This is a genomic window from Arthrobacter sp. efr-133-R2A-120, assembly GCF_030209835.1.
Taxonomy (GTDB): domain Bacteria; phylum Actinomycetota; class Actinomycetes; order Actinomycetales; family Micrococcaceae; genus Arthrobacter.
Genome location: NZ_JARVRF010000005.1, coordinates 101,366 through 124,276, shown reverse-complemented (window position 1 = coordinate 124,276; position 22,911 = coordinate 101,366). Strand labels below are relative to the sequence as shown.

General features: G+C 64.2%; 22 protein-coding genes. 8 read left to right on the top strand and 14 right to left on the bottom strand.

Annotated features, from left to right (window positions below; genetic code table 11):
- Both QRN52_RS04120 and QRN52_RS04115 read left to right on the top strand, forming a co-directional pair.
- Positions 1–405, top strand: a 405-nt coding sequence (locus QRN52_RS04120; RefSeq protein WP_284751501.1) for an HNH endonuclease, incomplete at its 5' end; no start/stop codon positions are given.
- 65 nt (positions 406–470) lie between these two features.
- Positions 471–1,226, top strand: a complete 756-nt coding sequence (locus QRN52_RS04115; RefSeq protein WP_284751500.1) for an ArsR/SmtB family transcription factor — start codon at positions 471–473, stop codon at positions 1,224–1,226.
- Positions 1,227–1,254: 28 nt separating this feature from the next.
- Here the strand turns inward: QRN52_RS04115 and QRN52_RS04110 are convergent, their stop codons facing one another.
- The gene (locus QRN52_RS04110; protein ID WP_284751499.1) at positions 1,255–1,608 is read right to left on the bottom strand and encodes a GNAT family N-acetyltransferase; all 354 of its coding nucleotides are present in this window, start codon (positions 1,606–1,608) and stop codon (positions 1,255–1,257) included.
- Between the two features lie 139 nt (positions 1,609–1,747).
- Entirely contained in the window at positions 1,748–2,572 is an 825-nt protein-coding gene (locus QRN52_RS04105) for a pullulanase X25 domain-containing protein (protein ID WP_284751498.1), read from the bottom strand.
- Positions 2,573–2,902: 330 nt separating this feature from the next.
- Between QRN52_RS04105 and QRN52_RS04100 the strand changes: the two genes are divergently transcribed.
- The gene (locus tag QRN52_RS04100; RefSeq protein WP_284751497.1) at positions 2,903–3,325 is read left to right on the top strand and encodes a YybH family protein; all 423 of its coding nucleotides are present in this window, start codon (positions 2,903–2,905) and stop codon (positions 3,323–3,325) included.
- Positions 3,326–3,371: 46 nt separating this feature from the next.
- Here the strand turns inward: QRN52_RS04100 and QRN52_RS04095 are convergent, their stop codons facing one another.
- Entirely contained in the window at positions 3,372–4,397 is a 1,026-nt protein-coding gene (locus QRN52_RS04095) for an adenosine deaminase (protein ID WP_284751496.1), read from the bottom strand.
- A 325-nt stretch (positions 4,398–4,722) separates the two neighbouring features.
- Here QRN52_RS04095 and QRN52_RS04090 point away from each other — a divergent pair, with 325 nt between their 5' ends.
- Entirely contained in the window at positions 4,723–5,628 is a 906-nt protein-coding gene (locus tag QRN52_RS04090) for an MSMEG_6728 family protein (RefSeq protein WP_284751495.1), read from the top strand.
- Positions 5,629–5,712: 84 nt separating this feature from the next.
- Here the strand turns inward: QRN52_RS04090 and QRN52_RS04085 are convergent, their stop codons facing one another.
- The 3 genes from QRN52_RS04085 to QRN52_RS04075 form a co-directional block, all read right to left on the bottom strand.
- Entirely contained in the window at positions 5,713–5,886 is a 174-nt protein-coding gene (locus tag QRN52_RS04085; protein ID WP_284751494.1) for a hypothetical protein, read from the bottom strand.
- 1 nt (position 5,887) lies between these two features.
- Positions 5,888–7,270, bottom strand: coding sequence for a sensor domain-containing phosphodiesterase (locus QRN52_RS04080; protein WP_284751493.1), 1,383 nt, complete (start codon positions 7,268–7,270; stop codon positions 5,888–5,890).
- 112 nt (positions 7,271–7,382) lie between these two features.
- Positions 7,383–9,803, bottom strand: a complete 2,421-nt coding sequence (locus QRN52_RS04075; protein ID WP_284751492.1) for a Tex family protein — start codon at positions 9,801–9,803, stop codon at positions 7,383–7,385.
- Between the two features lie 95 nt (positions 9,804–9,898).
- On the opposite strand from QRN52_RS04075, the gene QRN52_RS04070 reads away from it, so the two are divergent.
- Positions 9,899–10,195, top strand: a complete 297-nt coding sequence (locus QRN52_RS04070; protein ID WP_284751491.1) for a hypothetical protein — start codon at positions 9,899–9,901, stop codon at positions 10,193–10,195.
- 76 nt (positions 10,196–10,271) lie between these two features.
- Here the strand turns inward: QRN52_RS04070 and QRN52_RS04065 are convergent, their stop codons facing one another.
- Entirely contained in the window at positions 10,272–10,709 is a 438-nt protein-coding gene (locus QRN52_RS04065) for a CBS domain-containing protein (protein WP_284751490.1), read from the bottom strand.
- A gap of 138 nt (positions 10,710–10,847) precedes the next feature.
- A complete protein-coding gene (locus QRN52_RS04060; RefSeq protein WP_284751489.1) occupies positions 10,848–11,306 on the bottom strand; it encodes a nucleoside deaminase in 459 nt (152 codons plus the stop codon).
- Between the two features lie 79 nt (positions 11,307–11,385).
- Between QRN52_RS04060 and QRN52_RS04055 the strand changes: the two genes are divergently transcribed.
- The 3 genes from QRN52_RS04055 to QRN52_RS04045 all read left to right on the top strand — a co-directional run bounded on the left by QRN52_RS04055 (position 11,386) and on the right by QRN52_RS04045 (position 16,650).
- On the top strand, positions 11,386–11,778 hold the full coding sequence (locus QRN52_RS04055) for a GntR family transcriptional regulator (protein ID WP_284751488.1): 393 nt from the start codon (positions 11,386–11,388) through the stop codon (positions 11,776–11,778).
- Positions 11,775–12,860 carry a DUF1648 domain-containing protein gene (locus QRN52_RS04050; protein WP_284751487.1) on the top strand — a complete coding sequence of 362 codons (1,086 nt, stop codon included), beginning with the start codon at positions 11,775–11,777 and terminating at the stop codon, positions 12,858–12,860. The genes QRN52_RS04055 and QRN52_RS04050 overlap by 4 nt, the downstream gene beginning before the upstream one ends.
- Positions 12,861–12,969: 109 nt before the next feature.
- Entirely contained in the window at positions 12,970–16,650 is a 3,681-nt protein-coding gene (locus QRN52_RS04045; protein ID WP_284751486.1) for a TM0106 family RecB-like putative nuclease, read from the top strand.
- A 38-nt stretch (positions 16,651–16,688) separates the two neighbouring features.
- Here the strand turns inward: QRN52_RS04045 and QRN52_RS04040 are convergent, their stop codons facing one another.
- From QRN52_RS04040 to dhaL, 6 genes are all read right to left on the bottom strand, one after another.
- On the bottom strand, positions 16,689–17,450 hold the full coding sequence (locus QRN52_RS04040) for a triose-phosphate isomerase family protein (RefSeq protein ID WP_284751485.1): 762 nt from the start codon (positions 17,448–17,450) through the stop codon (positions 16,689–16,691).
- A 4-nt stretch (positions 17,451–17,454) separates the two neighbouring features.
- Positions 17,455–18,804, bottom strand: a complete 1,350-nt coding sequence (locus QRN52_RS04035) for an MFS transporter (RefSeq protein WP_284751484.1) — start codon at positions 18,802–18,804, stop codon at positions 17,455–17,457.
- An 87-nt stretch (positions 18,805–18,891) separates the two neighbouring features.
- Positions 18,892–19,659 carry an SDR family NAD(P)-dependent oxidoreductase gene (locus tag QRN52_RS04030; protein ID WP_284751483.1) on the bottom strand — a complete coding sequence of 256 codons (768 nt, stop codon included), beginning with the start codon at positions 19,657–19,659 and terminating at the stop codon, positions 18,892–18,894.
- Between the two features lie 25 nt (positions 19,660–19,684).
- The gene (locus tag QRN52_RS04025) at positions 19,685–20,674 is read right to left on the bottom strand and encodes a 3-hydroxyacyl-CoA dehydrogenase family protein (RefSeq protein ID WP_284751482.1); all 990 of its coding nucleotides are present in this window, start codon (positions 20,672–20,674) and stop codon (positions 19,685–19,687) included.
- A gap of 1 nt (position 20,675) precedes the next feature.
- Positions 20,676–21,158 carry a ribose-5-phosphate isomerase gene (locus QRN52_RS04020; protein WP_284751481.1) on the bottom strand — a complete coding sequence of 161 codons (483 nt, stop codon included), beginning with the start codon at positions 21,156–21,158 and terminating at the stop codon, positions 20,676–20,678.
- Complete coding sequence (gene dhaL / locus QRN52_RS04015) at positions 21,155–22,909, bottom strand: dihydroxyacetone kinase subunit DhaL (RefSeq protein ID WP_284751480.1); 1,755 nt, start codon at positions 22,907–22,909, stop codon at positions 21,155–21,157. Before dhaL ends, QRN52_RS04020 begins: the two co-directional genes overlap by 4 nt.
- Positions 22,910–22,911: the final 2 nt, after the last annotated feature.

The window sequence follows — 22,911 nt, the reverse complement described above, 5'->3', positions numbered from 1 at the left end:
GGCCCGATCCACCCCTCGGTCATCCGCAAGATCGCCTGCGACGCGGACATCATCCCCGTCCTGCTCGGCAGCGACAGCCGCGTCCTGGACATCGGCCGCACCACCAGGATCTTCCCGCCCCACATCCGCAAAGCCATCATCGCCCGCGACCAAGGCTGCACCTTCCCCGACTGCACCATCCCCGCACCCTGGTGCGAAGCCCACCACATCACCTACTGGTCCAACGGCGGCACCACGAGCACCGACAACGGCACCCTGCTATGCAGCCACCACCACCACGTCATCCACAAAGAACACTGGACCATCACCATGGAAACCGGCACGGCATGGTTCAAACCACCACCCCACCTCGACCCCCGCCAAACACCCCGACGCAACCACTACTTCAGACCCACCCGGACATAAACCACCCAATTCCAGACCGCCCGAATCCGTTGACATGTGACCAAATGGTCACCTATTCTGAATGCATGGACGCCGTCTTCAAGGCACTCTCCGACCCCACCCGCAGGGATCTGCTCGACGAGCTCTTCCGCGAGGACGGGCAGACGCTCAGCGCGCTTGAAGCACGGTTCGACATGACCCGTTTCGGGATCATGAAGCACCTCAAGATCCTTGAGGAAGCCGGGCTGGTTGTGACCCGCCGTCGCGGTCGCGAAAAGCTCCATTACCTGAATCCGGTACCCATCAGGCTCGTCCACGACCGCTGGGTGAGCAAATATGCAGAACCATGGGCCGCTGCGTTGAGCGACCTCAAAACCAGATTGGAAAGTCCCGTGGAAAAGATCTTCGAAATCTACATCAAGACCACTCCGGAACGGCTCTGGGATGCCATCACGGACAGCGACACCCGCAGCAAATACCAGTTCGGCAACACCCACACTGCCGACTGGACGCCGGGCGGGCACTACGAGATGCACAATCCCAAGGCCAACGGAATGGTCCTCGGCGAAGGCGAAAACGTGGAGGTCGATCCCCCGCGACGGCTCGTCCAGACCATGCGCGCTCTCTGGGGCGAGGACGTCAAAGCCGAGGGCACATCACGCGTCACCTGGGAAATCGAGCCCGTCGGCGACTCTTGCCATCTGACCGTCACCCACAGCGACTTGCGCGAGGGCGGCAACGACCAGATCTACGGCGGTTGGCCGATGATCCTCTCCGGCCTCAAGACCTGGCTGGAGACCGGCGAAGTCCTGACGACTCCCGGTTCATTGATGTATTCGTGAGGCTCGACGGCGGCGCGACCCGCCGCTTTTAGGCCCTGGCGGCCGGAACGAGGGCAGCGTTGAGGTACTCCAAGTGCGCCAGGGTCGGGGCAGCCGCGTTCGCCGCGTATTCCGGGTGCTTGGTGAGGAACTTCTTGATGAAGGGGCACACCGGCACGATCCCGAGTCCCTCACTCACGGTCTCGTTCAGGGCCACTTCGGCGAGCCTGCCCGCCAGCCCTTGCCCGCCGAACTCCTCGTTGATCACGGTGTGGTAGAAGATCCGCTGCGGGGACCCGCCGTCGTCGTACGATTTGTACGCGGCCTTACCGATCACGCCGCCATCGGCGAGCACTTCAAAGCGCTCGCGGTCAACATTGTGGCGGAAAGTGGCATCGGTCATCGCTAGCTCCTCGGTTAGGTCCTGTTGACCTACCCTAACCTCGGGACCCGGGCGCTTTGTTCCCGGTGCAACCTTGTCGGGCAACTCCAAGTTTTCTCCAAGTCCACATTTGGACTTGGAGAAAACTTGGGAGTTACAACTAAGCCGTGACGATGTCCCGCGTGGCGTGGTCGTACGTGAAGGTGACCTTGCCGCCGTCGTGGTTCAGCTCGTGGTTGGCACCATCACGGGCGCCGAACGCGCCGTAGTTCTCGTCCCACGAGCGGTTCAGCGCGATCTTGTACGTGTAGAAACCTGCAGGCAACGTGGCGGTAAGGGTCCACACCTTGCGACGGGAATTGAACTTCATCTGCACCTCGTCGTACTGCGGAGCCCAGTCCTCCGGCGCGCCGAGAATTGTGTTGAAGTCACCAGCGATCGCGACGGCGGACGGCTGCTCGAGCTTCTCGACGGCGGCAGTCGCTTTGGGTGCGGCCGCTTTCTTAGGCGCTGCCTTGGCGGCCGGGGCCTTCGCTGCTGCAGCTTTGGCAACAGGCGCCTTTTCCACGGCGGGAGCCTTCTTGGCCGCGGGCTTCCTGGCCGCGGCCTTCTTGACGGGGGCCGTCGGAAGCGGAGTGTCTGCCGGGACGGGCGTGCCCTCAGTCAGCGCGGTGACGAACTCGTCCGGCTTGGCGAAAGCGACGGTGGCACGGAGGCCGTCGTCGGTGATAGTCCAGCCCGATCGGCCCTTGACCAGCCAGCCGGCCTTGACCAGTTTCGCGGTCTCCGTCGTCAGGTTCTTGTGGCCGCGCGGGATGCCTCCGCTGAGCAGTTCGCTCTCGCGTGGATCCAGCGGGACGCGGACAATCGCCTCAGCCAGGATCTCGCCGGCATTCAACGACTGCTCGGACCACGTTCCCTCTGCCAAGACGTCTAGGACGGTCTTGAGACGGACACTGCTTTTTTCGACGGTGGACTTGGCCAATGGGTCTCCTTCAACGGCGAACATTCCTTCAGCAGTCTGCCAATGTTCTGTAAATTCTGGCGACTGTTCTTGGTAAACACCGTGTGTCGTGACCCACTATTACGCCCAAACAACCACAAGTGATGGAAGGGTCTCGGCTACCGGTCAGTAACTAGCTGTTGGGGTACCCTCGATAGCCCCTTGAACCCTGGGTTATGACGTGCCCGCTGATGACAGTGCGGCTGGAGCTCCGCCCGTTGGGAAGATTCAGGGACCGGTGACGGCCGGGCGCGGAGCCGCTAAGATTCGCCTACTACTCCAGATGCGCCAATCAGTCAGAAGGTGGAACAAATGCAGCTTGACGAGGTCATTGACCAGTTTCATCAAGCGCTAGATCAGTTTGCCAAAGGCGATCCGGAACCCGCCAAGGCCATTTTTTCCCACAGCGAGGATGTGTCCCTTGCGAATCCTTGGGGTCCTCCGGCAGTTGGCTGGGATCAAGTGTCAGTGGCCCTCGATTCAGCCGCAGCACGCTTCGAAGATGGACACGTCACCGCCGTTGATACGCTCACAAAGCACGTCACTTCCGGTCTTGCTTGCTTTCTGGACTTGGAACACTGGCAGGCCAAGGTCGGAGGGGGATCTGAAATATCGCCCTTTGAACTGCGGGTAACGAGCATCTATCGCCCTGAAGGCGACACTTGGGCACTCGTGCATCGACACGCGGACCCGATCACCACACCACAGCCTCCGGACGCCGTGCTACCAAGATGACACCCGGGATTCCCGCCGCCCGTTTCCACGCCGTGCCCGCGACTGACTAACCGACCGATGCCCTTTCCCACTCCGAAACCTCGGCCAACAGTTCAGCCTTCCGGGCCTCGTCCGCGAACGAGGCCCGCACCGAGTTCGCGGCTAGGCGCGCCCGGTCCCCAACAGACAACCCGTGCACAGCTACAAGTTGCGCGAAGTTGTCGTCCACGTAGCCGCCAAAGTACGCGGGATCGTCAGAATTCACGCTGACGTTCAGCCCGGCTGCCAGCATTGCAGGCAAAGGGTGATCGGCCAGGGTATCCACCGCGCGCAGCCGGACGTTGGACAGGGGGCACACTGTCAGCGGAACCTGCTCGGCCACCAACCGCTCCACCAGGGCCGGATCTTCCATGCAGCGGATGCCGTGATCGATCCTCTCGACGCCAAGCAGATCGAGCGCCTCGTACACATAGGAAGCAGGGCCTTCCTCGCCTGCGTGCGCAATCCGCCGCAGTCCGGCCTCGGCCGCGCGGCGGTACAGTCGTTCGAACTTCGACGGCGGATTGCCCACCTCGGCCGAATCCAGGCCAATGCCGGCGATCGGCGCCCCCATGGCCAGAAGCTGATCCAAAACCTCCAGCGCAGATTCCTCGGACATGTCCCTCAGGAACGCGGCAATCAGGAGCGTCGAGACGCCGAACTCCTCCACCGACGTCGCGAGTGCGGACGCCACACCGTTGACGCACGTTTCCAGGGCCACCCCACGCGAGATGTGCGCCTGCGGGTCCATCATGACCTCGACGTGCCGCACGCCACCGGCCGCCGCGCGCGCCAAATAAGCCCTGGTCATGTCCGCAAAATCCTGCTCGGTGCGCAACACGGCCATGTTGGCGTAGTACAGATCCAGGAACGACTGCAGATCCGTGAACTCGTACCATGCACGCAACTCGTCCAGATCCGCGTACGGAAGCTCAATCCCGTTCCGTTCCGCGAGCGCGAAAATCAGCTCGGGCTGAAGCGTCCCCTCGATGTGTAGGTGCAGTTCGGCAACTGGAGGTGCCGCCGTCGTCGTCGATTCGCCAAAAGTTTCCACCCGACAAGAGTAGGACGAATACTCAACGCGCCCCATCTGAACGCCCAGCCAAAGCGGGTTCAGGGCAGAAAGCGGTTGATTCTGCGCAAGAGGGACCCGAATACCGGATGGCGCTGCCAGCGGCGGGCCATGACCGCGTTCCGGGCGCGGTCGACTGTCCCCAGAACCGCACGCGCTGGCCAGTTCCCGGCATAGGTTTCCGAGGGGGCTTCCATGGGACAAGTAGCCCTGCCAACGTCGATCAAAGGGCCCCGACAACACGAGCGAGGGGAAGGCCACACCGCGTCAACTTGGATCTACGCCGTCCGGCCCCCAAACTGAAAGGATGCAGACCTTCCTCCCGTTCCCCGATTTCAAGCAAAGTGCTGCCGTCTTGGACACCGCAAGGCTTGGCAAGCAGCGTGTCGAAGCACTGCAGATCCTTCGCGCACTGGTGATCCCTGAGTTCGGCCGGCCGTCCCACCCGGCTATCCGCATGTGGATGGGCTACGTCCCCGCGCTCACTCTTTACGGCCTGGCCATGGTGGACGAATGGGTCGCCCGGGGCAATCCGGACAACACCCGCACCAGCATCACCGAGTTCGCACCCCAGGCAGCCCACCCGGACTATGCCTCCAAGATTCCGATGCCGCCTTGGCTGGGCGACGCCGATTTCCACCTGAGCCACCGCTCCAAGCTGCTCCAGAAGGAGCCCCGCTTCTACGCCGAGCTCTTCCCGGACACCCCGAAGGACCTTGAGTACCTTTGGCCCGAGCCTCGGCACGAGTTCATCCCCGAAGACCCCTATGACGACTTCATCTGGGTTCTTCGCGCCCCGGTGGGCGATGTTGAACCCGAAAAGATCGACAAGGTGGGGATGCCGGCAGCAGGCAAGGCCAAGGCGGCCAACAGCGACGGCGACGGCTACCAGTTCGTCTACGCTTCGGAAACGTCCCGCCGCCCGGGCAAGACCGCCCGCAAGGCCCCGAAGCAACTGGTGAAGAAGCCCACACGCAACCGCCAGCGCCAGGACGAGGCCTTCCGGACGCTCCCCGGCAACACGCCTGTCCTCGTCCCTATCGAGGGTGGCGCCAAGTTTGCCTTGGGCAAGATCCACGGACGGCCGATCACCCTCGAAGACGGCCGCTTCGGCCGCAACTTCGAGGTAACCAAGATCATCGACCGCACGGACTTCGACTACCCGGCCTTGTTGCAGGATCCGCGGGCATTCTTCCCGATCCCGGCACCGTAGCGGCTCGGCTAGACGCGAACGACGGCGGCGCTCCAGTTCCTGAGGAAAGGAACCAGGGCGCCGCCCTCGTTTAAGTCGTTGCGGCTACTTGCTCTGCCCACGGACGAGCGCCCGCATAACCAAGATCTCGTAGGCCACCAAGGCGACAACCCAAATGTAGTCATACCAGCGGGCGTCGAATCGAACGAGCAACGCCAGCGGCCCAAGCGCTGCAACCAACTGGGTCGCGATAATGGCCGACCAAGGCGTGGTTTTCACCTTATCCACTTCCCAATGCCCGGCGCTGGAACGCCCCACCCCAGTGTGCCCAGTCCTCCGGCCGCACGGAGGGCCGCCCGAGAAGGTAGCCCTGCCCGGCCGTCATGCCGAGCTCGACTACTGCGGTTAACTCGGCTTCGGTTTCGATCCCTTCGGCGACCAGGGTTGCGCCGATTTCCTTCGCGAAGCCGACCATGGCCGCCCCCAAGGCCCGCTGGCCCGGGTCCGTGTCGATGCCGGCGATGATCTCCCTGTCCAGCTTGATCACATCGGGCTTGAGGAGCAGGACGTGGCGCATGGACGCAAAGCCAGCACCTGCGTCATCAACGGCGATCCTCAATCCACGGCTTCGCAAAGGTGCAAGCGCCGCCGCGAGAGGGCCATAGTCAACAACGTGGTGGCGTTCCGTCACCTCGAGCACGATCCGGCCAGTCGATATTCCGGAGTCCGCGAGAATATCGGAGAGTCTCGCGTCAAGGCATGCCCGTGGTGAGAGATTCACAGAAACCGACAGCGCGAGTGGCAGCCCCTTCGCAGCCGCGAGTGCGGTCTCGAGGGCAAGAATCTCAAGCTCAACATCCAGTCCGACGGCGGTAGCCTCGGCGAACATCACCTCGGGGGAAATGCTCGGAGATCCCGGGAACCGAGTCAAGGCTTCGGCTCCAGTGATCGAGTCTGATTCCAGGGAGCGGATGGGTTGGAACGCCGTCATCAAGGAACGCCCGGCGAGCGTCGCCTCGATCCGGCTTCTGATCTCTCCGGCAGCGAGCGTGTTCGCTGTCCCGGGATCAAGGGCCCTGCTCGTTCCTTCGAAGCCAGCAGGCCGGCCCGCGGCGTCCAGAAGTGACCTTCCGGACACCTCGACCAGGACCCTGCTGCCGTTCTTGTGGCGGCACACGGCGCGGAGTCCTGACCAGCCGGCGGCAGTGTCTTGGGTGGAAGCCAGGGCTTGCAGGGCGTCCGCTAGCTCGTCGGGATCAATGATCAGGCTGAAATGCCTGCCCAGTATTTCGGCAGGCTCGTACCCGGTCAACTCCGCTCCCGCCGGGCTCGAGAAGGTGAAGCGCCCGTCGGGTCCTATGGCCCACAACCACTCCCTGCTTGTGGTCAGCACCGTATCCATCAGGCGGGTGGTCCGGGACGCTTCAGCGCGCTCCCGGAACTGCTGCCGCACCAAAGAAAACGACGCGAAAACCACGACGGGAACCACGAGCAACGCAATGACATCAGGAATCCAGACGGGCCAACCGAGGTCGTCCCAGGGTTCTTCGCCCAGCATCAAGGGAAGGCCAGCCGTCAAGGCAACAGCGGCCTCCAAGACGATGATGACAAGCAGCCACCATCGGGGCATGGACGTCTGAGAGCGTTCCCTCCGCTTGCTCATTCGAAACACGGCCTCCCCCTGGCGCAAGCTTCTGACCTTCTACATGATGCCACTCATGCTTCGGGAATCGGCAGCATTGCTTCGAAATCACCGTGGAGGACGGGGGCCGCGGCTACTTCCCCAGCCCGGCCCGGCGCAGCGCTTCCGCCATTGCCGTGTTGACCGGCTTCGCTGGAGCCGCCTTGCGACCGCCCTGTCCAGCCTGCGGCGCCGGGCGCCGCTCACCGCGCTCGCCGCCACTGCGCTCACTACCGCGCTCACCACCGCGCGGGCCGCGGTCACGCCCGCCGCCCCGCGAACCGGATCCGCCCGGGGTGCCGGGTTCGTCGTCGAGCCTAAGGGTGAGCGAAATCCGCTTCCGCTCCGGATCCGCTTCCAGGACCTTCACGCGCACCACTTGTCCGGATTTCACGATTTCGCGGGGATCGGACACGAACTTGTTGGCTAGCGCGGAGACGTGGACCAGGCCGTCCTGGTGCACTCCGACATCCACGAAGGCCCCGAACGCCGCCACATTGGTGACGGTGCCTTCCAGGATCATGCCAGGCTTGAGGTCCGAAATCTTCTCGATGCCTTCGGAGAACGTCACCGCGGCGAATGCCGGACGGGGGTCACGGCCCGGCTTTTCGAGCTCGGACATGATGTCCCGCACGGTGGGCAGCCCGAACGTCCCGTCCACGAATGCCTGCGGGTCCAGTGAAGACACGGGAGCTCCGTGCGCAGCAGCCACGATCTTCCTCGCCACCGGATAGGCTTCCGGGTGGACGCTGGACGCGTCGAGCGGTTCCGCTCCCCCGGTGATCCGCAGGAAGCCCGCGCACTGTTCAAACGCCTTTGCACCCAGCCGCGGCACCTTCTTGAGGTCGGCACGCTTGGCGAACGGTCCGTTTTCGTTGCGGTACGCCACAATGTTCTCGCTCAGGAGCGGCCCGACGCCGGCCACCCGCGCCAGGAGCGCGGGCGACGCCGTGTTGACGTCCACGCCCACCGCATTCACGCAGTCCTCGACGACGGCGTCCAGGGAACGGTCCAGCTTCGCCGCCGTGACGTCGTGCTGGTACTGCCCCACGCCGATCGACTTCGGTTCGATCTTCACCAATTCGGCCAGCGGATCCTGCAGACGCCGGGCGATCGAAACGGCTCCGCGCAAGGAAACGTCCATGCCCGGCAGTTCAGCGGCCGCGAGCGCGGACGCCGAGTACACGGAGGCACCGGCCTCGGACACCACGAGTTTCTGCAACGTGGGACCGCCGGATGCTGCCAGCGACTTGATGAGCTGCACCGCGAGTTTGTCCGTTTCGCGCGACGCCGTGCCGTTGCCGATCGCGACGAGCTCGACGCCGTGCTGCCGCGCCAAGCGCTCCAGCGTCACCAAAGCCTCGTCCCACTTCTTTGCCGGAGCGTGCGGATAGACGGTATCCGTGGCTACGACTTTTCCGGTGCCATCGACGACCGCCACTTTCACGCCCGTCCGCAGTCCCGGGTCCAGGCCCAGTGTGGCGCGGTTGCCGGCCGGAGCCGCGAGGAGCACATCGCGGAGGTTGGCAGCGAAGACGCGCACGGCTTCGTCCTCGGCCTGCGCGAACATGCGGCCCCGCAGATCGTTGCTCAGGCGGTCCAGGATGCGCGAGCGCCAGGCGATCTGTGCCGTCTGGACTAGCCAGGAATCGGCGGGCCGGCCGCGCTCGGCGACCCCGAGGCACTTGGCCACAGCGTTCTCGTAGCGGCCGCGGGCGGCGGCCAGGGCGTCGTCGTCGGCTGGTTCTGCCTCGGCGAGGTCAAGCTCAAGGACGCCGTCGTTCTCGCCACGCAAGAGCGCGAGAACGCGGTGGCCGGGCATGCCGGAAGGCACTTGGGAGAACTCGAAGTAGTCCTTGAACTTCTGCCCCTCGGCTTCCTGGCCCTTCTTCACGCGCGAAACCATCCATCCCTGGGTCCACAACCGCTCTCGCAAATCCTCGGCGAGATCGGGGTCCTGGGAGACCCGCTCCACGAGGATCGAGCGGGCGCCGGCGAGGGCCGCGGAGGCATCGTCAATGGAGTGCTCAGCGTTGAGGTACTTGGCGGCCTCGCGCTCAGGTTCAAGCTGCGGGTTCGCGAGAAGCGCATCCGCGAGCGGCTCGAGGCCGGCCTCGCGGGCGATCTGCGCTTTGGTGCGGCGCTTGGATTTGAAGGGCAGATAGATATCTTCGAGCCGGGACTTGGTATCAGCGCCGACGACGGCGGCCTCCAGTTCCGGGGTCAGCTTGCCTTGCGCGGCAATCGCCTCAAGCACCGTTCGACGGCGGTCCTCGAGGTCCCGCAGGTACCGAAGCCGTTCCTCAAGCTCGCGCAACTGGGTGTCATCGAGCGTCCCGGTGACTTCCTTGCGGTATCTGGCGATGAACGGGACGGTGGATCCGGCGTCGAGCAATTCAACCGCGGCCTTGACCTGCCAGGCCTTTACACCGAGCTCTTCGGCGATCAGGGCGTGGATGGCGGCGTCTGCTGACTGGTGCTGTGCTGACTGGGGCTGTGGAAGATGGGTCACCATGACATTTTGCCCTACCTAAAGACGGCGCGGAGTGCTGTAGTGGAAAGAGCCGCCGTTGATCCGGTCAGGAATGCTACTCAAGGAAGAGGCGCATCATGCAAGAACTGCTCATCATCCTGCAGGACGGCTTTGACTCCGATGACGTAGAAGTCACCGTCAACCACAAAGAGGCCCACCACGAGCGCGACGTATCTACCCGGGAGATGCTGGGAATGGCGGCAGAGATTTCCGTGGAGCTGCCGGCGAAGGGATCCACGGTGGGCGTCGAGGTCACCAGCCGTCAGTTAAGCGCCAGCAAGAAGCTCCATGGAAAAGCGAAGAGCCTGCTGGTGTCCATCGAGGACGGGGAACTGGTGATGCGGGAAGGCACCGGGCGGGAAGCGTTCCTCTAGCTTCCGGCACTTCTTGATCCACGCGGAAGCGCCACGGCCCGGGGGCCGTGACGCTTGATGGGTGCGAAAGTTGCGGTTAGCCCAGTTGCGCCATGGGAGTCTTGGCGGAGATGTGCTCCACCAATTCGCCTACGCGTTCCTCGGTGTAGTTCCGGGCGATGTCGCCCTGGCTGATGATGCCTACCAACTTGTGGTCGGTGATGACCGGAAGGCGCCGGACCTGGTGCTTTTCCATCAGGTCGATAGCTGCGTCGATGCTGGCGTCGGCATCGATCCAGATTGGCGTGCCCTGGGCGAGATCTGCCGCGGTCAGCCGGTCAGCATCCAATCCCTCAGCAACGCACCTGAGCACAATGTCGCGGTCAGTGATGAATCCTTTGAGTTTTCCATCGTTGCCGCAGATTGGCAGGGAACCGACGTCCAGATCGCGCATCAGGACAGCCGCGTCACGCAGCGACTGGTCTTCCTTGACGCACTGGGCATTGGTGGTCATGAATTCGCGCACAACACTCATGAGTCCTCCTTGATCGATTGGGTATCGACGCGGACCCCCCGGCACCGACGCCGATGCTGTCAGCCTACGCTTGGGGTTTGGCTGTGGCCAGATGCTGTTTGCTCGTTGCTTCCCGGATTACTCATTGCTCCCGCGGGATTACTCGGCGATGTCCTCGGCCCACAGTTCCGGATTCTCTTCCTGGAACCTGCGCATCATGTCCACGCATCGTTGGTCATCGAGGACCACCACCTCCACGCCCCGGGATCGCAGGAGCTCGAATTCGCCGCCGAACGTGCGGGCTTCCCCCACCACCACGCGCGGGATTTTGAACTGGATGATGGTGCCCGTGCACATGGCACACGGCGCGAGGGTCGTATAGAGCGTGGTGTCCCGGTAGCTCTTCTGCCGGCCGGCTGCGCGAAGGGCCGACATTTCCCCGTGCGCAATCGGATCGCCGTTTTGGACACGTTCGTTGTGTCCGCTCGCGATCACCACCCCGCCGCGGGCGAGCGCTGCGCCAATGGGAATGCCCCCTTCGCCAAGGCTCTTCCGGGCTGCCTGGTACGCGGCTTCGAAGGCGGGATCTTGGGCGGTTTGGGCGTCAGACTGGGTCATTCGAAGCCTGCTTTCCGGGAGGTGGGAATCTTCCGCTACTTGTTCTATAACTTATATAATAAAGACGGAGGTGGAAGAGATGATCCTCAACGTAGACCTGGCCAGCGACGTGCCGATCTACCAGCAGCTTCGGGACCAGATCGTGGAGGCGATCGCCGACGGCGTGCTGGCCGAGGGCAGCTCGTTGCCGGCCACCAGGACCCTCGCCGCGGACTTCGGGATCAATTTCCACACCGTGAACAAAGCCTATGACCTATTGCGCCAGCAAGGCCTGATCCAGCTCAACCGAAAGACCGGCGCGGTGGTGACCCCCACGGTCGCGGACCCGCCGTTCGGCGCGGAGTGGACTGCGAGGGCACGGACCCTACTGGCCGAAGCCGTCGCCAGGGGATTGCCGGCCGACGAAGTTCTCAAGTCCTGCCGGTCGATACTCGATTCATTTGGAACCACGCAGCCAGAGGACATGCCATGATCGTTGCCATCGTCGTGAGCTCCGCGTTGTCAGCACTACTGCTCGCCATCGCATTGGTGCTGCCCTCGATCAACAGCCCCACCGTGCCTTTCGGGGTTCGGGTACCGGCCGAGCGTGCCGAGGATCCGGCCGTCGTCAGGCAGACCCGCATCTACCGCTGGCGCGTTCTCCTCAGCGGGATCATCGCCGCAGTGGTCGGTAGTGCCATGTACGGCGTGACCGGGGAAACGTTGCTCTTGCCGCTGGCCGTGGTGGTGCTGGTCGGCGCCTGGTACGGATGCTTCTTCTTGGCCAACCACGAGATCCGGACCGCCAAGGCAGCCGGGGGCTGGTACAAGGGAGTCCACCAAGTCATCGCGGTGGATACCGAGCTGCGGACCGATCCACCGCGCTTTCCCTGGCTCTGGCTGGCGCCGGCGTTGATCGTCATTGTCGCCACGGTGGTGATCGGCGTCATCAGCTACCCGTCCATGCCCGAGGTGCTCGCGGTGCATTACGGTGCGAAAGGCATGCCCAACCGCCTGGCCGCCAAATCGATCGGCACCGCCTTTTCACTGGTATTCGTGCAGATCGGCGTGACCGCCCTGCTCGTGGGTATCGCGGCGGCGATCTTCTTCCGCAGCCGGCACGACATCGACCCGGGGCACCCGGTAGGCTCCGCCCGCTGGCACCGCCGGTACATGCTTTTGGGCGCCAAGGCGCTCCTCGGATTGCTCGCGATGATCGATCTGGCGATGCTGGGATCCTCGCTGCTGATGTGGACGGGAACCGTCACGCCGTGGGCGCCGATGGTAGTGGTGCTCCCGATCCTGGCAGCCGTCGCCGTCGCCGTCGTCGTTTTGGCCAGGAACAACCGTGAGCGGGACGAGGGCGAGGCGGACACGGGCCTGACCCACCGGGAGGACGACAAATTCTGGCGGGGTGGTTTGATCTACATCAACCGCGAAGACCAGGCGCTGATGGTTCCGCGTCGCTTTGGCCTGGGATGGACCCTCAACTTCGGTAATCCGATGGCAGCCATGCTCCTGGCCGGCGTGGTCGCGCTGGCCGGCCTGGTGATCACCCTCCGTTTCGGCGGCTGACCCCCGCCACCGCTGACCCGCACCTGAACTGGCCCCCACCGCCAAAGCTGCCTTACTGTCGGACCGCACTGATAGCTTGGCTTCATCAGCTCAATGGTCTGGGGGCACGGTGTTTTTTCTCGATTCGGTAGATACAGGGCAAGCGCAGGATTTGGTGTTTTCCGCCAGCGACCTCGTGACGGCCTCCACCTGCGAGTACCAGTTGCTGCGCAAGTTGGATGAGAAGCTGGGCCGTTCGGAGAAGCCCGCTTTCGACGTCGATGAAATGCTGGAACGGACCGCCGCGCTGGGCGACATTCACGAGCACAGGGTGCTGGACCGTTTCGTGGCCGAGTTCGGCGCTTGGGATCCGCTGGCGCGCAAGGGCGTGTTCGACGTCGTTCCCGCCGAAGCGATGGACCGCGCCACCCTGCAAGCCAAGCACGCGGAATCCATCGAGGCGTTGCGATCCGGCGCGGATGTGGTCTTCCAGGCCGCGTTCTTCGACGGTCAGTTTCACGGACGGTCCGATTTCCTCGTCAAGCAGCCGGACGGCAGCTACGCGGTGTACGACACCAAGCTCGCCCGCCACGCCAAGGTCACCGCGCTGCTGCAACTAGCGGCCTACGGCGAGCAGCTACTCAAGGCCGGAATTACTCCGGCCCCGGACCTGACCCTTGTCCTAGGTGCCACCATTCAGCGGGACGCTGCCGGTCGGGACGCTGCTGAATCGGACGGCCGTGGCGGCTTCGACTATGTGCACAGCAACCACCGGCTCGCCGATGTGCTGCCGGTCTTCCGTGAACGCCGGGACCGCTTCCTCGCCTTGACGGACTCGCACCGATCGCGACTGGAGCCTATCCAATGGGGCGCGCCGGGAATCACCGCTTGCGGTCGCTGCGACTACTGCAAGGAACAAGTGCGCCTCCACAGGGACCTGCTGATGGTGGCGGGAATGAGGATCACCCGGCGCAAGAAGCTCATGGAAGCAGGGATCTTTAACATCGACGCCCTTGCTGGGATGCCCGACGCCGCCGATTCCGCCACCCGGCGCCTACAGGAACAAGCCCGACTGCAAACCGGGACAGCCACACCCGATGGCACCGTCAATTACACCGATAAGACCGGCACGGCGAAGAGCATCAGCTATTCCGTCCTGGAGTCCAACTCCTTGGCCCGGCTCCCCCGGCCCGACGCAGGAGACATCTTCTTCGACTTCGAGGGAGACCCACTGTGGCAAGACCCGGTAACCGGCCGCTGGGGACTGGAGTACTTGTTCGGGGTGATCGAAAATCCGACGGAGCCGGGCGAAGTTCCGGTGTTCAAGCCGTTCTGGGCACATTCCCGGGCTGAGGAACGGCAGGCGTTCATCGATTTCCTCGACTACGTGGAAGAACGCCGCATGAAGTATCCGGATATGCGGATCTACCACTACGCTGCCTATGAGAAAACCGCGCTGCGGAACCTGTCGGTCATCCACACCGTAGGCGAAGCCGCCGTGGACAACCTCCTGCGCGAAGGCGTGCTGGTGGACCTCTACGACACCGTCCGGCACAGCATCCGCATCTCTGAAGACTCCTACAGCATCAAGAAACTCGAACCCCTGTACATGGGCAAGCATTTGCGTTCGGGTGACGTGACCGACGCCGGAGCCTCCGTGGTTGCCTACGCCAACTACTGCACGGCCCGGGACGCGAACCGCGAAGATGAAGCGGCAACAATCCTGGCGGGCATCTCCGACTACAACGAATACGACTGCCTCTCCACCCTGGAACTGCGGAATTGGCTGCTGGGCCTGGCAGCGGAGCGCTCTATTGAACCCGGTCTTCCGGCTGCTTCGGGACCCGGGCTACCCGCGGAGACCGAGCCGGACAAGTACGAGGCCGCACCCGAGGAAACAGCCCTCCTCGACTACCTTGCGGAATTGCCGGACGAAGCGCTCCGATCCGACGACAACCGAGCGGTGTCGCTGGTTGCGGCCGCGGTTGGATTTCACCGCCGGGAAGATAAGCAATTCTGGTGGGGACACTTCGACCGCTTGGACCGGCCCGTCTCAGAGTGGGAGGACACCAGGGACTGCTTCATCGTGGAAGGCGGCGAAGTGCTGGCGGACTGGGCCAAGCCGACTCCGCGCAGCAACCCGGCCCGGAAGGTACGGCTGATCGGCCACGCCGCCGACGGCTCCGGTTTCGCGCCCGGTAAGAAGTTCTTCCGGATGTACGGGCCTCCACTCCCCGATGCCTTCCTTGGCAAGAACGAAAGCGCCCTCGGCAGATCGGGAATGTCCGGCACAGAGGTGATCGAGGTCCGCGATCCCGACGACCCCTATGACGGCAGCACGGTTTCGGAGCCTGACGATGGCGTCTCGGACGTTGTGACCATTTCAGAGCGACTGCCCAAAGGTGCCGAGGAATACTCGCAGCTTCCCATGGCATTGACGCCCGATGCTCCAGTCAACACGGACGGGCAGCGGAAGGCCTTGAGCGAACTGGCCATCAAGGTGCGTTCCAGCCTGCCGTCGTGGCCAAAGGATCCGGCCTTGGACCTCTTGCGCCGGATCCCGCCTCGGCTGGTTACGCTTGCGGAACTGCCCGCCGTCGGGTCCGGCGACGATGCTTATGTGGACGCCATCACCGCTGCCGTGTCGGATCTGGACCGGTCATACCTTGCCGTCCAAGGGCCGCCGGGAACGGGCAAGACCTACGTTGGCTCGCACGTTGTCGCGCGGCTGGTGCGTGCTGGCTGGAAGGTAGGGGTTGTTGCACAGTCCCACGCCGTCGTCGAGAACATGCTCCACGCCGCAGTGCGGGCGGGGGTGCATCCTGCGCTCATCGCCAAGGAAGTGAAGCATGACGACCCCGTTCCCTGGGACCAGCAGACCAAGGACGACATTGAACGACTGCTTGAATCGCCGGGAGGCTGCTTGATCGGCGGCACGGCATGGACCATGACGGGCCGGACCGTCTCGGCGCAGTCCCTGGACTTGCTGGTGATCGACGAAGCCGGTCAGTTCTCGCTCGCCAATACCCTCGCCGTGAGCCGGGCAACCAAGAGGCTGCTGCTCCTCGGCGACCCACAGCAATTGCCCCAAGTCACGCAGGGCAAGCACCCCGAACCGGTCGACGAGTCTGCTCTCGGCTGGCTGGCCCACGGCATGCACACGCTGCCCGCGGATCTCGGCTACTTCCTCGCGACGTCGTGGCGAATGCACCCGGATTTGTGTGGTGCCGTGTCGGAGCTGTCCTACGATGGCCGGCTGCATTCAGCACCGGCCGCTTCCGGGCGGCGTTTGTCCGGAGTTCGGTCCGGCGTCGAGTGCGTCTACGTCCCGCACAGCGGCAACTCCACCCAGTCGCCCGAAGAAGCCGCGGAGGTGGTCCGCCAAGTCAAGGAACACCTTGGCTTGGGGTGGCTGGACTCCCGGGAATCGGCCGAGGAACGGCCTCTGCTTGAAAAGGACATCCTCGTAGTGGCGGCCTATAACGCCCAGGTCCAGCTCATCCAACACGAACTGAGGGCGGCCGGACTTCGCGGTGTGCGGGTCGGGACCGTCGACAAGTTCCAAGGCCAGGAAGCTCCCGTGGTGATCGTGTCCATGGCTGCGTCCGCTGCGGCCGAGGTACCGCGCGGCATGGAGTTCCTGCTCTCACGCAACCGGATCAATGTGGCGGTGTCGCGCGGTCAGTGGCGCGCCGTCGTCGTACGCTCACCGGAGCTGACAAACTACCTGCCCACCCGGCCGGAAGGGCTGGAACAGTTGGGCGGTTTTGTCGGACTATGCCAGCGGTCCAGCCCAACTGGCTCGCATTAGTTGTCGTTTTGAGGCCTGAAAACGACAACAAATGCGACTCAGTTGGGCAAGCTCAGGGCTTTGGGCAAGCCCAGCGCTTCGTCGAGTACAGCCCCGAAGTTCGCGGGGTCGTGCGCGAAGCGGCCTAGGAAGAGTCCGGACACGCCCTGCAGTTCGGGCAGGAGCCCCGGTTTGGCCGAGCCGCCGTAAATGATCGGCAGCTCGGCGAGGCCATGTTCGGCGAGCAAGCCCCGGAGGTGAGCGACGACGTCGGACACGTAAGCTGCGCGGGCCGGCTCGGCCGCGCCGATGGCCCACACCGGTTCGTACGCGATAACCAGGCGGGCCGCCGTCGCCCAGTCGTCCCGGACGGCGGCGGAGATCTGCCGGAACACGAACGACGCCGACACTGCCGGATCGGCGACAGCCTCCTCGCCGACGCACAACAGCGGGGTCAGCCCGGCGTCCACCGCGGCCCGGACCTTCAATGCGACCACGGCGTCGTCTTCGGCGAAGTGCCGCCTCCGTTCCGCGTGTCCGATCTCCACGAGCCGCACACCCAGCTCCGCCAGCAATGACGGTGACACTTCACCCGTCCACGGACCCTCAGCCCAGCCGCAGTTTTGCGCGCCCAGGCGCAGCGGAGAGCCTTCCAGTATCCGGGCCGCGTCGGGCAGCATGGGGAACGACGGGATCACAAACGGGACCACCCGCCCGGCCACCAGGGCCGGACGGGCGTCCACTTCATTTCGGAGTTGCTCCAGCCAAGACATGCTGTGCCGGTAGCCCATGTACATCTTGGTGCTGACACCGATGTACAAGGGACTACTTGCCCAGGAGATCGTCGGCCTTGTTCTTGAACGCCCGGGTGCCGAGCATCATGGCGGCCGCCAGGAACGGAAGGATTCCCAGTGCGTAGACGCCAGCCGATCCCGTGGGGTCGGCGGTGGCGCTGTTGACCGCGGTCCGCAGGATCGGGGCCACGAAACCGCCCAGGTTACCCAGCGAGTTGATCAGGCCAATACCGGCGGCGGCCGCGGAGCCGGCGAGGAACGCCGTCGGGTAGGCCCAAACCACCGGACCGACTGCCAGGAAGCTGCACACCGCGAGCGTGATGAAGATCAGCCCGAGCACCGGCTGGTGGTTGGTCCCGGCCCACGCCGAACCGAGGATGCAGACACCCGTGGACAGGAACAGCACGGTGCCGAACATGCGGCGCTTGGCAACGGTGTTCGCCGCACGGCCGATCAGGTAGCAGGAGAAGATGCCGAAGAACCACGGAACCGCGATCAGCAGGCCGACGGCGAGGCCCACCTTCTGGCCGGTCAGCGAGGAAACCTGCTGCGGCAAGAAGAAGGTGACCCCGTAGACGGCGATCTGCAGGCAGAAGTAGATGATCGTGAAGTACCAAACGCGGCCGTTGCGCATCGCTGCGAACACGCCTCGCGGCCCCGTTTCATCCTTGACCGTGTCTTCCTGCGCCATGATCTCCTTGAGCGCGAACTTCTCGTCGACGTTGAGGAACTTGGCCTTCTCCGGCCCGTTGATCAGGAAGAAGAACGCCGCAACGCCAGCGAGCACGGCCAGGATGCCCTCGGTGAAGAACATGACCTGCCAACCACGGACGCCCGGAATCTGGTCGCCGATGTTGATGAGCCAGCCGGAGAGTGGGTTGCCGATCATCTGGGAGAACGGCTGGGCGAGGTAGAAGATCGCGAACATCTGCACGCGTACCTTGTTCGGGAACCACTCTGCCAGGTACATGATGACGCCCGGGAACAGTCCCGCCTCGGTCACGCCGAGCAGGAACCGCAGAATCACGAAGGATGTCTCGCCCTGTACGAAAGCAAAGCAGGCCGAAACGAGGCCCCACGTGATCGCGATGCGGGCGAGCCAGATCTTGGCGCCGACCCTTTTGAGCAGCAGGTTGCTGGGGATTTCAAAGATTGCGTAACCGATGAAGAAGATGCCGGCCCCGAGCGCGAACGCTCCGGCCGAGACGCCTCTGTCCGCGCCGAGGGCGGCTTCAGCGAAACCAACGTTGGTGCGGTCGAGGAAGGAGACCACATAGAGGATGACCAGCATCGGCATGAGCCGGGTGGCAGCCTTGCGGATCGCCGATCTTAGGACCGGCGAATCCAGCATCTCCTTCGTGGATAAACTGGCAAGGGACATCGAAACTCCTCTTTGAGTAATGACTGTTGAGTAATCAGAGCTGAGTAGTCAGGGTTGGGGCATGTCAAAGGGTGGTGCGGTCCGGAATTAGTGCATGTACAAGCCGCCGTCGACATTCAGCGTCTGGCCCGAGATGTAACCGGAGTCCTCGCTGATGAGGAAGGCGATGGCGGCGGCGATGTCCCGGGTGGAGCCAACGCGGTTCACCACGAGGTCCTTGGTGAGTTCGTCCTTGCGTTCCTGGCTGAGGGTGCCGCCCATGATGTCGGTGTCGATCGGGCCGGGAGAGATGGCGTTGACGGTGATGTCGTACTCACCCAGTTCGCGGGCGGTTGCGCGGGTCAGGCCGATGACTCCGGCCTTTGCCACCGAGTACGGGGTCTTGGAGAACGTCCCGCCGCCGCGCTGTGCGGAAACGGAGGAGATGTTCACGATGCGTCCGATCCGGTTCTTGACCATGGATTCGGCCACACGGCGGGTGGCATAGTGGACGCCGTTGAGGTTGATGTTCAGGACGCGGTTCCACTCTGCGGGCTCGAGTTCGAGGTATCCGATGGGCGAGCTGACGCCGGCAACGTTGGCCAGGGCGACGATCTGCGGCAGCTCGGCCTCGAGCGTGTCGATCGCCGAGCGCACGGATGCTTCATCGGCCACGTTGGCGCCCACGCCATAGGCCTGGACGCCATATTCGGCGGCGATTTCCTTCGCGGTGCTCTTGCACAGGGCGTCGTCCAAATCGATGATGCCGATGTTCCAGCCTTGTGCGGCCAAGTAGTTGACGGTGGCCCGGCCGATGCCGCGCTCGGAAACGGCGCCGGTGACGATCGCGGTGCGTTCTGCGGGGAAAGTGCTCATGGGTATTCTCCTGTGAATGGTGGGGCTAGTTGATGGGTGCCGGGCCGAGCTCATCAATGAGCTTCTGCATGGCCACGTAGGCCTTGTTCCGGTAGGCGATGAGTTCGGGCGTGCGTTCCGCCGGGACGTTGAGGAATCCTGCGCCGGTCTTGGTCCCGAGCTTTCCCGCCTCGACGAGGTCGCTCAGGATCTTCGGGGTGGCGAAGCGTTCCGGGAATCCGGTCTGCAGGGATTTGTAGCAGAAGTTGTAGACGTCCAGTCCGGCCATATCCGCGATCGCGAATGGACCAAAGAACGGCAAGCGGAAGCCGAACGTCGTACGGACGAGGGTGTCGACGTCGTCCGCTGTTGCGATCCCTTGCTCCACCAGCTGCGCGGCCTCGTGGAAAAGCGCGTATTGCAGCCGATTAAGCACGAAACCAGTGACGTCCTTGACGACGGCGGTTTGCTTGCCGGCCGCGTGGACCAGTTCGCGGGACGCGGCCACGGTCTCGGGTGTGGTGCCGGCGTGAGGAATGATCTCGACGCCGGGAATGAACGGCGACGGGTTGGAGAAGTGCACGCCCAGGAATCGCTCCGGACCGACGACGGCCTCGGCGAGATCGGCGATGGAAATGGTGGAGGTGTTGGACCCGATCAGGGCGTCAGGACGGGCGGCCGCGCTGATCCGGGCGAGGGTCTGGTGCTTGATGTCGAGGACCTCTGGAACGGCTTCTTCGATGAAGTCGGCGTCCACCACGGCCTCTTCGATGTCCTTCGCGGCCCACAGATTGGCTTTCAGGATTGCCGTGGAACCTTCAGGAAAGAGGCCCGCGGCCACGAATTCGTCCGACTCCACCAGCAGGCGGTCGTAGTTCTTCTGCGCGATTTCCGCGGACACATCCGCCAACGCCACGCGTGCCCCGCCGAGGGCCAGCACCTGCGCGATCCCGCCGCCCATGTAACCGGAGCCGACGACGGCGATCTTCCGGGCCGCGCTTCCGTCGCCTGCGGCGCTGCTTGTTGATTCAGTCATGTCACACTGCCTTTGTGTAATCGGGCTCGTAGGAGCAAATGGCGTCCACCTTGGCGGCGGAAGATGATGTCTCGTCGAAGTGGTAGCCCAGCCATTCGCCCACGAGTTTCTTGGCCAGTTCCAAGCCAATCACCCGCTGTCCCATGGTCAGGACCTGGGCGTTGTTGCTCAGGACCGAACGCTCCACGGAGTAGCTGTCGTGCGCGGTGACGGCACGGATTCCGGGGACTTTGTTGGCCGCGATGGCCACGCCCAAGCCCGTGCCGCAGATCAACAGGGCACGGTCCGCTTCGCCCGCGGCTACTTTGCGTGCCGCCTCCACGGCAACGTGCGGGTAGGCGGTGGAGTCGTTGGCCCCGACCCCCACGTCGCTTACGGACGCCACCCGGGGATCGGCTTCAAGCAGTGCCATGAGTGCCTGCTTGTATTCGACGCCGGCTTCGTCGTTGCCGACGATGATCCGCCAGCCTGCTGATGTGGTCATGCTTTAACTCCGTTTCCTGCTGGGGGCGCTAGCAGTGAACCGCCCAGCTGTGAATCGATATGTTGTGAGATCCTCGCCGTGATCAGCCCGAAGGACACCGCGCCAGGATCAGGGTGGCCCAGGCTCTTCTCAGCGAGCGGACGGGCCCGGCCCTTGAGCGGACGCAAGCCGGCTGTCTCAGCTGCCGCGGCCTCGGCTGCCGCAGCAGCAGCCGCGAGGGCCCGGTCAACCGGGGCTCCGGCGTCGAACTCTGTCAGGAATGCATCCCGGAACGGCAGCAGCGCGTCCACCATGGTCTTATCGCCAGGTTCGGCCTTGCCAAGCTCGGTGATCGCGTCCACAAAGCCGGTGACGGCAGCCGCGGCATCCTCGCCGGAGTAGCCCGCTTTGTTGCCGAGCGCCTGTCCTGCCGCGATGATCGCCGAGCCCCACAGCGCGCCCGAGGTTCCGCCGGCGCGTTCGCTCCAGGCCTCACCCGCCGCCGTCAGGATCCGCCCCACCGAGGCTCCGCTTGCCGTCTCGGCGGCGGCGAAGGCCGCGTCGACGCCGCGTCGCATGCCGATGCCGTGGTCGCCGTCGCCGGCAATCGCGTCCAGCTTGCCGAGTTCTTCTTCATGCTCGACGACGACGTCCCGCATCTGGGCGAGCACGGCCACGGCCTGCCGCCCGAGTCCGGCAGCGGCCGCGGTGGGCTGCTCGACGTCGGACGCGTCCACGGCGGTGACGCTCCCTTGCTTGCGGGGCCGGCGGGGCGCGAGGTTACCCTTGCGGAATGCCGGGGTGTCGGCGGGTGCTGCCCAATATTGCTCGAGCTCCTCGTCCAGCCAAAGCAGCGTGAGCGAAAGACCGGACATGTCCAGGCTTGTCACGAGCTCGCCGCACTCGGGCTCCACCACGGTGAGGCCCGCTTTGCTGAGGAGCTTTTCGATCTTGCCGAAGAGCAGGAAGAGTTCGTCATACTTGACGGTGCCGAGGCCGTTGACGATCGCCACCACGCGGTTTCCGGCGTCGTCCGGTTTGTCATTGAGGAGCCTCGAGACGAGCAGTTCGGCGAGCTCTGAAGCGGTGGGCATTTTGTGCTCGGAGATGCCTGGCTCACCGTGGATGCCGAGGCCGAGGGACATCTGACCGGCCGGAACGTGGAACAGTGGATCCGAGGCACCCGGAAGGGTGCACCCGTCGAACGCCACACCCAGCGAGCGTGTGCGGTAGTTCGTCTTGATCGCCAAGCGCTCGACGGCGTCGAGGTCCAGTCCCGCTTCGGCCGCGGCGCCAGCGATCTTGAAGACCGTGAGATCGCCCGCGATTCCCCGCCGTTTTTCGATCTGGTCCAACGGAGCGCTGGCGATGTCGTCGGTAACGGTCACGGTGCGGGTCTCGATGCCTTCCGCGTTGAGGCGCAACTGAGCCTGGCCGAAGTGCAAAACGTCGCCCGCGTAGTTGCCGTAGCTGAGCAGGACGCCGCCTCCGGCGTTGGCTGCTTTGGCTACGCGGTAGACCTGGCCCGCCGCCGGGGAGGCGAACATGTTGCCGCACGCCGAGGCGGTTGCCAGGCCCGGCCCGACCAGTCCGGCGAACGCAGGGTAGTGTCCCGAGCCGCCGCCCACCACGAGGGCGACCTGTCCGGAGGGGACTTCGGTGGAACGGACCACTCCGCCGTCCACGCGGGCAACATAGCCGCGGTTGGCGGCGACGAATCCGTCCAAAGCATCGTCCGCGAAGTCTGCGGGGTTGTCGAAAATCCTTGTCATGG

Excerpts from the sequence above, each read along its gene's own strand:
- QRN52_RS04075 (WP_284751492.1), bottom strand. The coding sequence starts at position 9,803 with ATGGTGACCCATCTTCCACAGCCCCAGTCAGCACAGCACCAGTCAGCA.
- QRN52_RS04110 (WP_284751499.1), bottom strand. The coding sequence starts at position 1,608 with ATGACCGATGCCACTTTCCGCCACAATGTTGACCGCGAGCGCTTTGAA.
- QRN52_RS04055 (WP_284751488.1), top strand. The coding sequence starts at position 11,386 with ATGATCCTCAACGTAGACCTGGCCAGCGACGTGCCGATCTACCAGCAG.
- QRN52_RS04050 (WP_284751487.1), top strand. The coding sequence starts at position 11,775 with ATGATCGTTGCCATCGTCGTGAGCTCCGCGTTGTCAGCACTACTGCTC.
- QRN52_RS04115 (WP_284751500.1), top strand. The coding sequence starts at position 471 with ATGGACGCCGTCTTCAAGGCACTCTCCGACCCCACCCGCAGGGATCTG.
- dhaL (WP_284751480.1), bottom strand. The coding sequence starts at position 22,909 with ATGACAAGGATTTTCGACAACCCCGCAGACTTCGCGGACGATGCTTTG.
- QRN52_RS04090 (WP_284751495.1), top strand. The coding sequence starts at position 4,723 with ATGCAGACCTTCCTCCCGTTCCCCGATTTCAAGCAAAGTGCTGCCGTC.
- QRN52_RS04020 (WP_284751481.1), bottom strand. The coding sequence starts at position 21,158 with ATGACCACATCAGCAGGCTGGCGGATCATCGTCGGCAACGACGAAGCC.
- QRN52_RS04025 (WP_284751482.1), bottom strand. The coding sequence starts at position 20,674 with ATGACTGAATCAACAAGCAGCGCCGCAGGCGACGGAAGCGCGGCCCGG.
- QRN52_RS04030 (WP_284751483.1), bottom strand. The coding sequence starts at position 19,659 with ATGAGCACTTTCCCCGCAGAACGCACCGCGATCGTCACCGGCGCCGTT.
- QRN52_RS04035 (WP_284751484.1), bottom strand. The coding sequence starts at position 18,804 with ATGTCCCTTGCCAGTTTATCCACGAAGGAGATGCTGGATTCGCCGGTC.
- QRN52_RS04080 (WP_284751493.1), bottom strand. The coding sequence starts at position 7,270 with ATGAGCAAGCGGAGGGAACGCTCTCAGACGTCCATGCCCCGATGGTGG.
- QRN52_RS04060 (WP_284751489.1), bottom strand. The coding sequence starts at position 11,306 with ATGACCCAGTCTGACGCCCAAACCGCCCAAGATCCCGCCTTCGAAGCC.
- QRN52_RS04070 (WP_284751491.1), top strand. The coding sequence starts at position 9,899 with ATGCAAGAACTGCTCATCATCCTGCAGGACGGCTTTGACTCCGATGAC.
- QRN52_RS04065 (WP_284751490.1), bottom strand. The coding sequence starts at position 10,709 with ATGAGTGTTGTGCGCGAATTCATGACCACCAATGCCCAGTGCGTCAAG.
- QRN52_RS04100 (WP_284751497.1), top strand. The coding sequence starts at position 2,903 with ATGCAGCTTGACGAGGTCATTGACCAGTTTCATCAAGCGCTAGATCAG.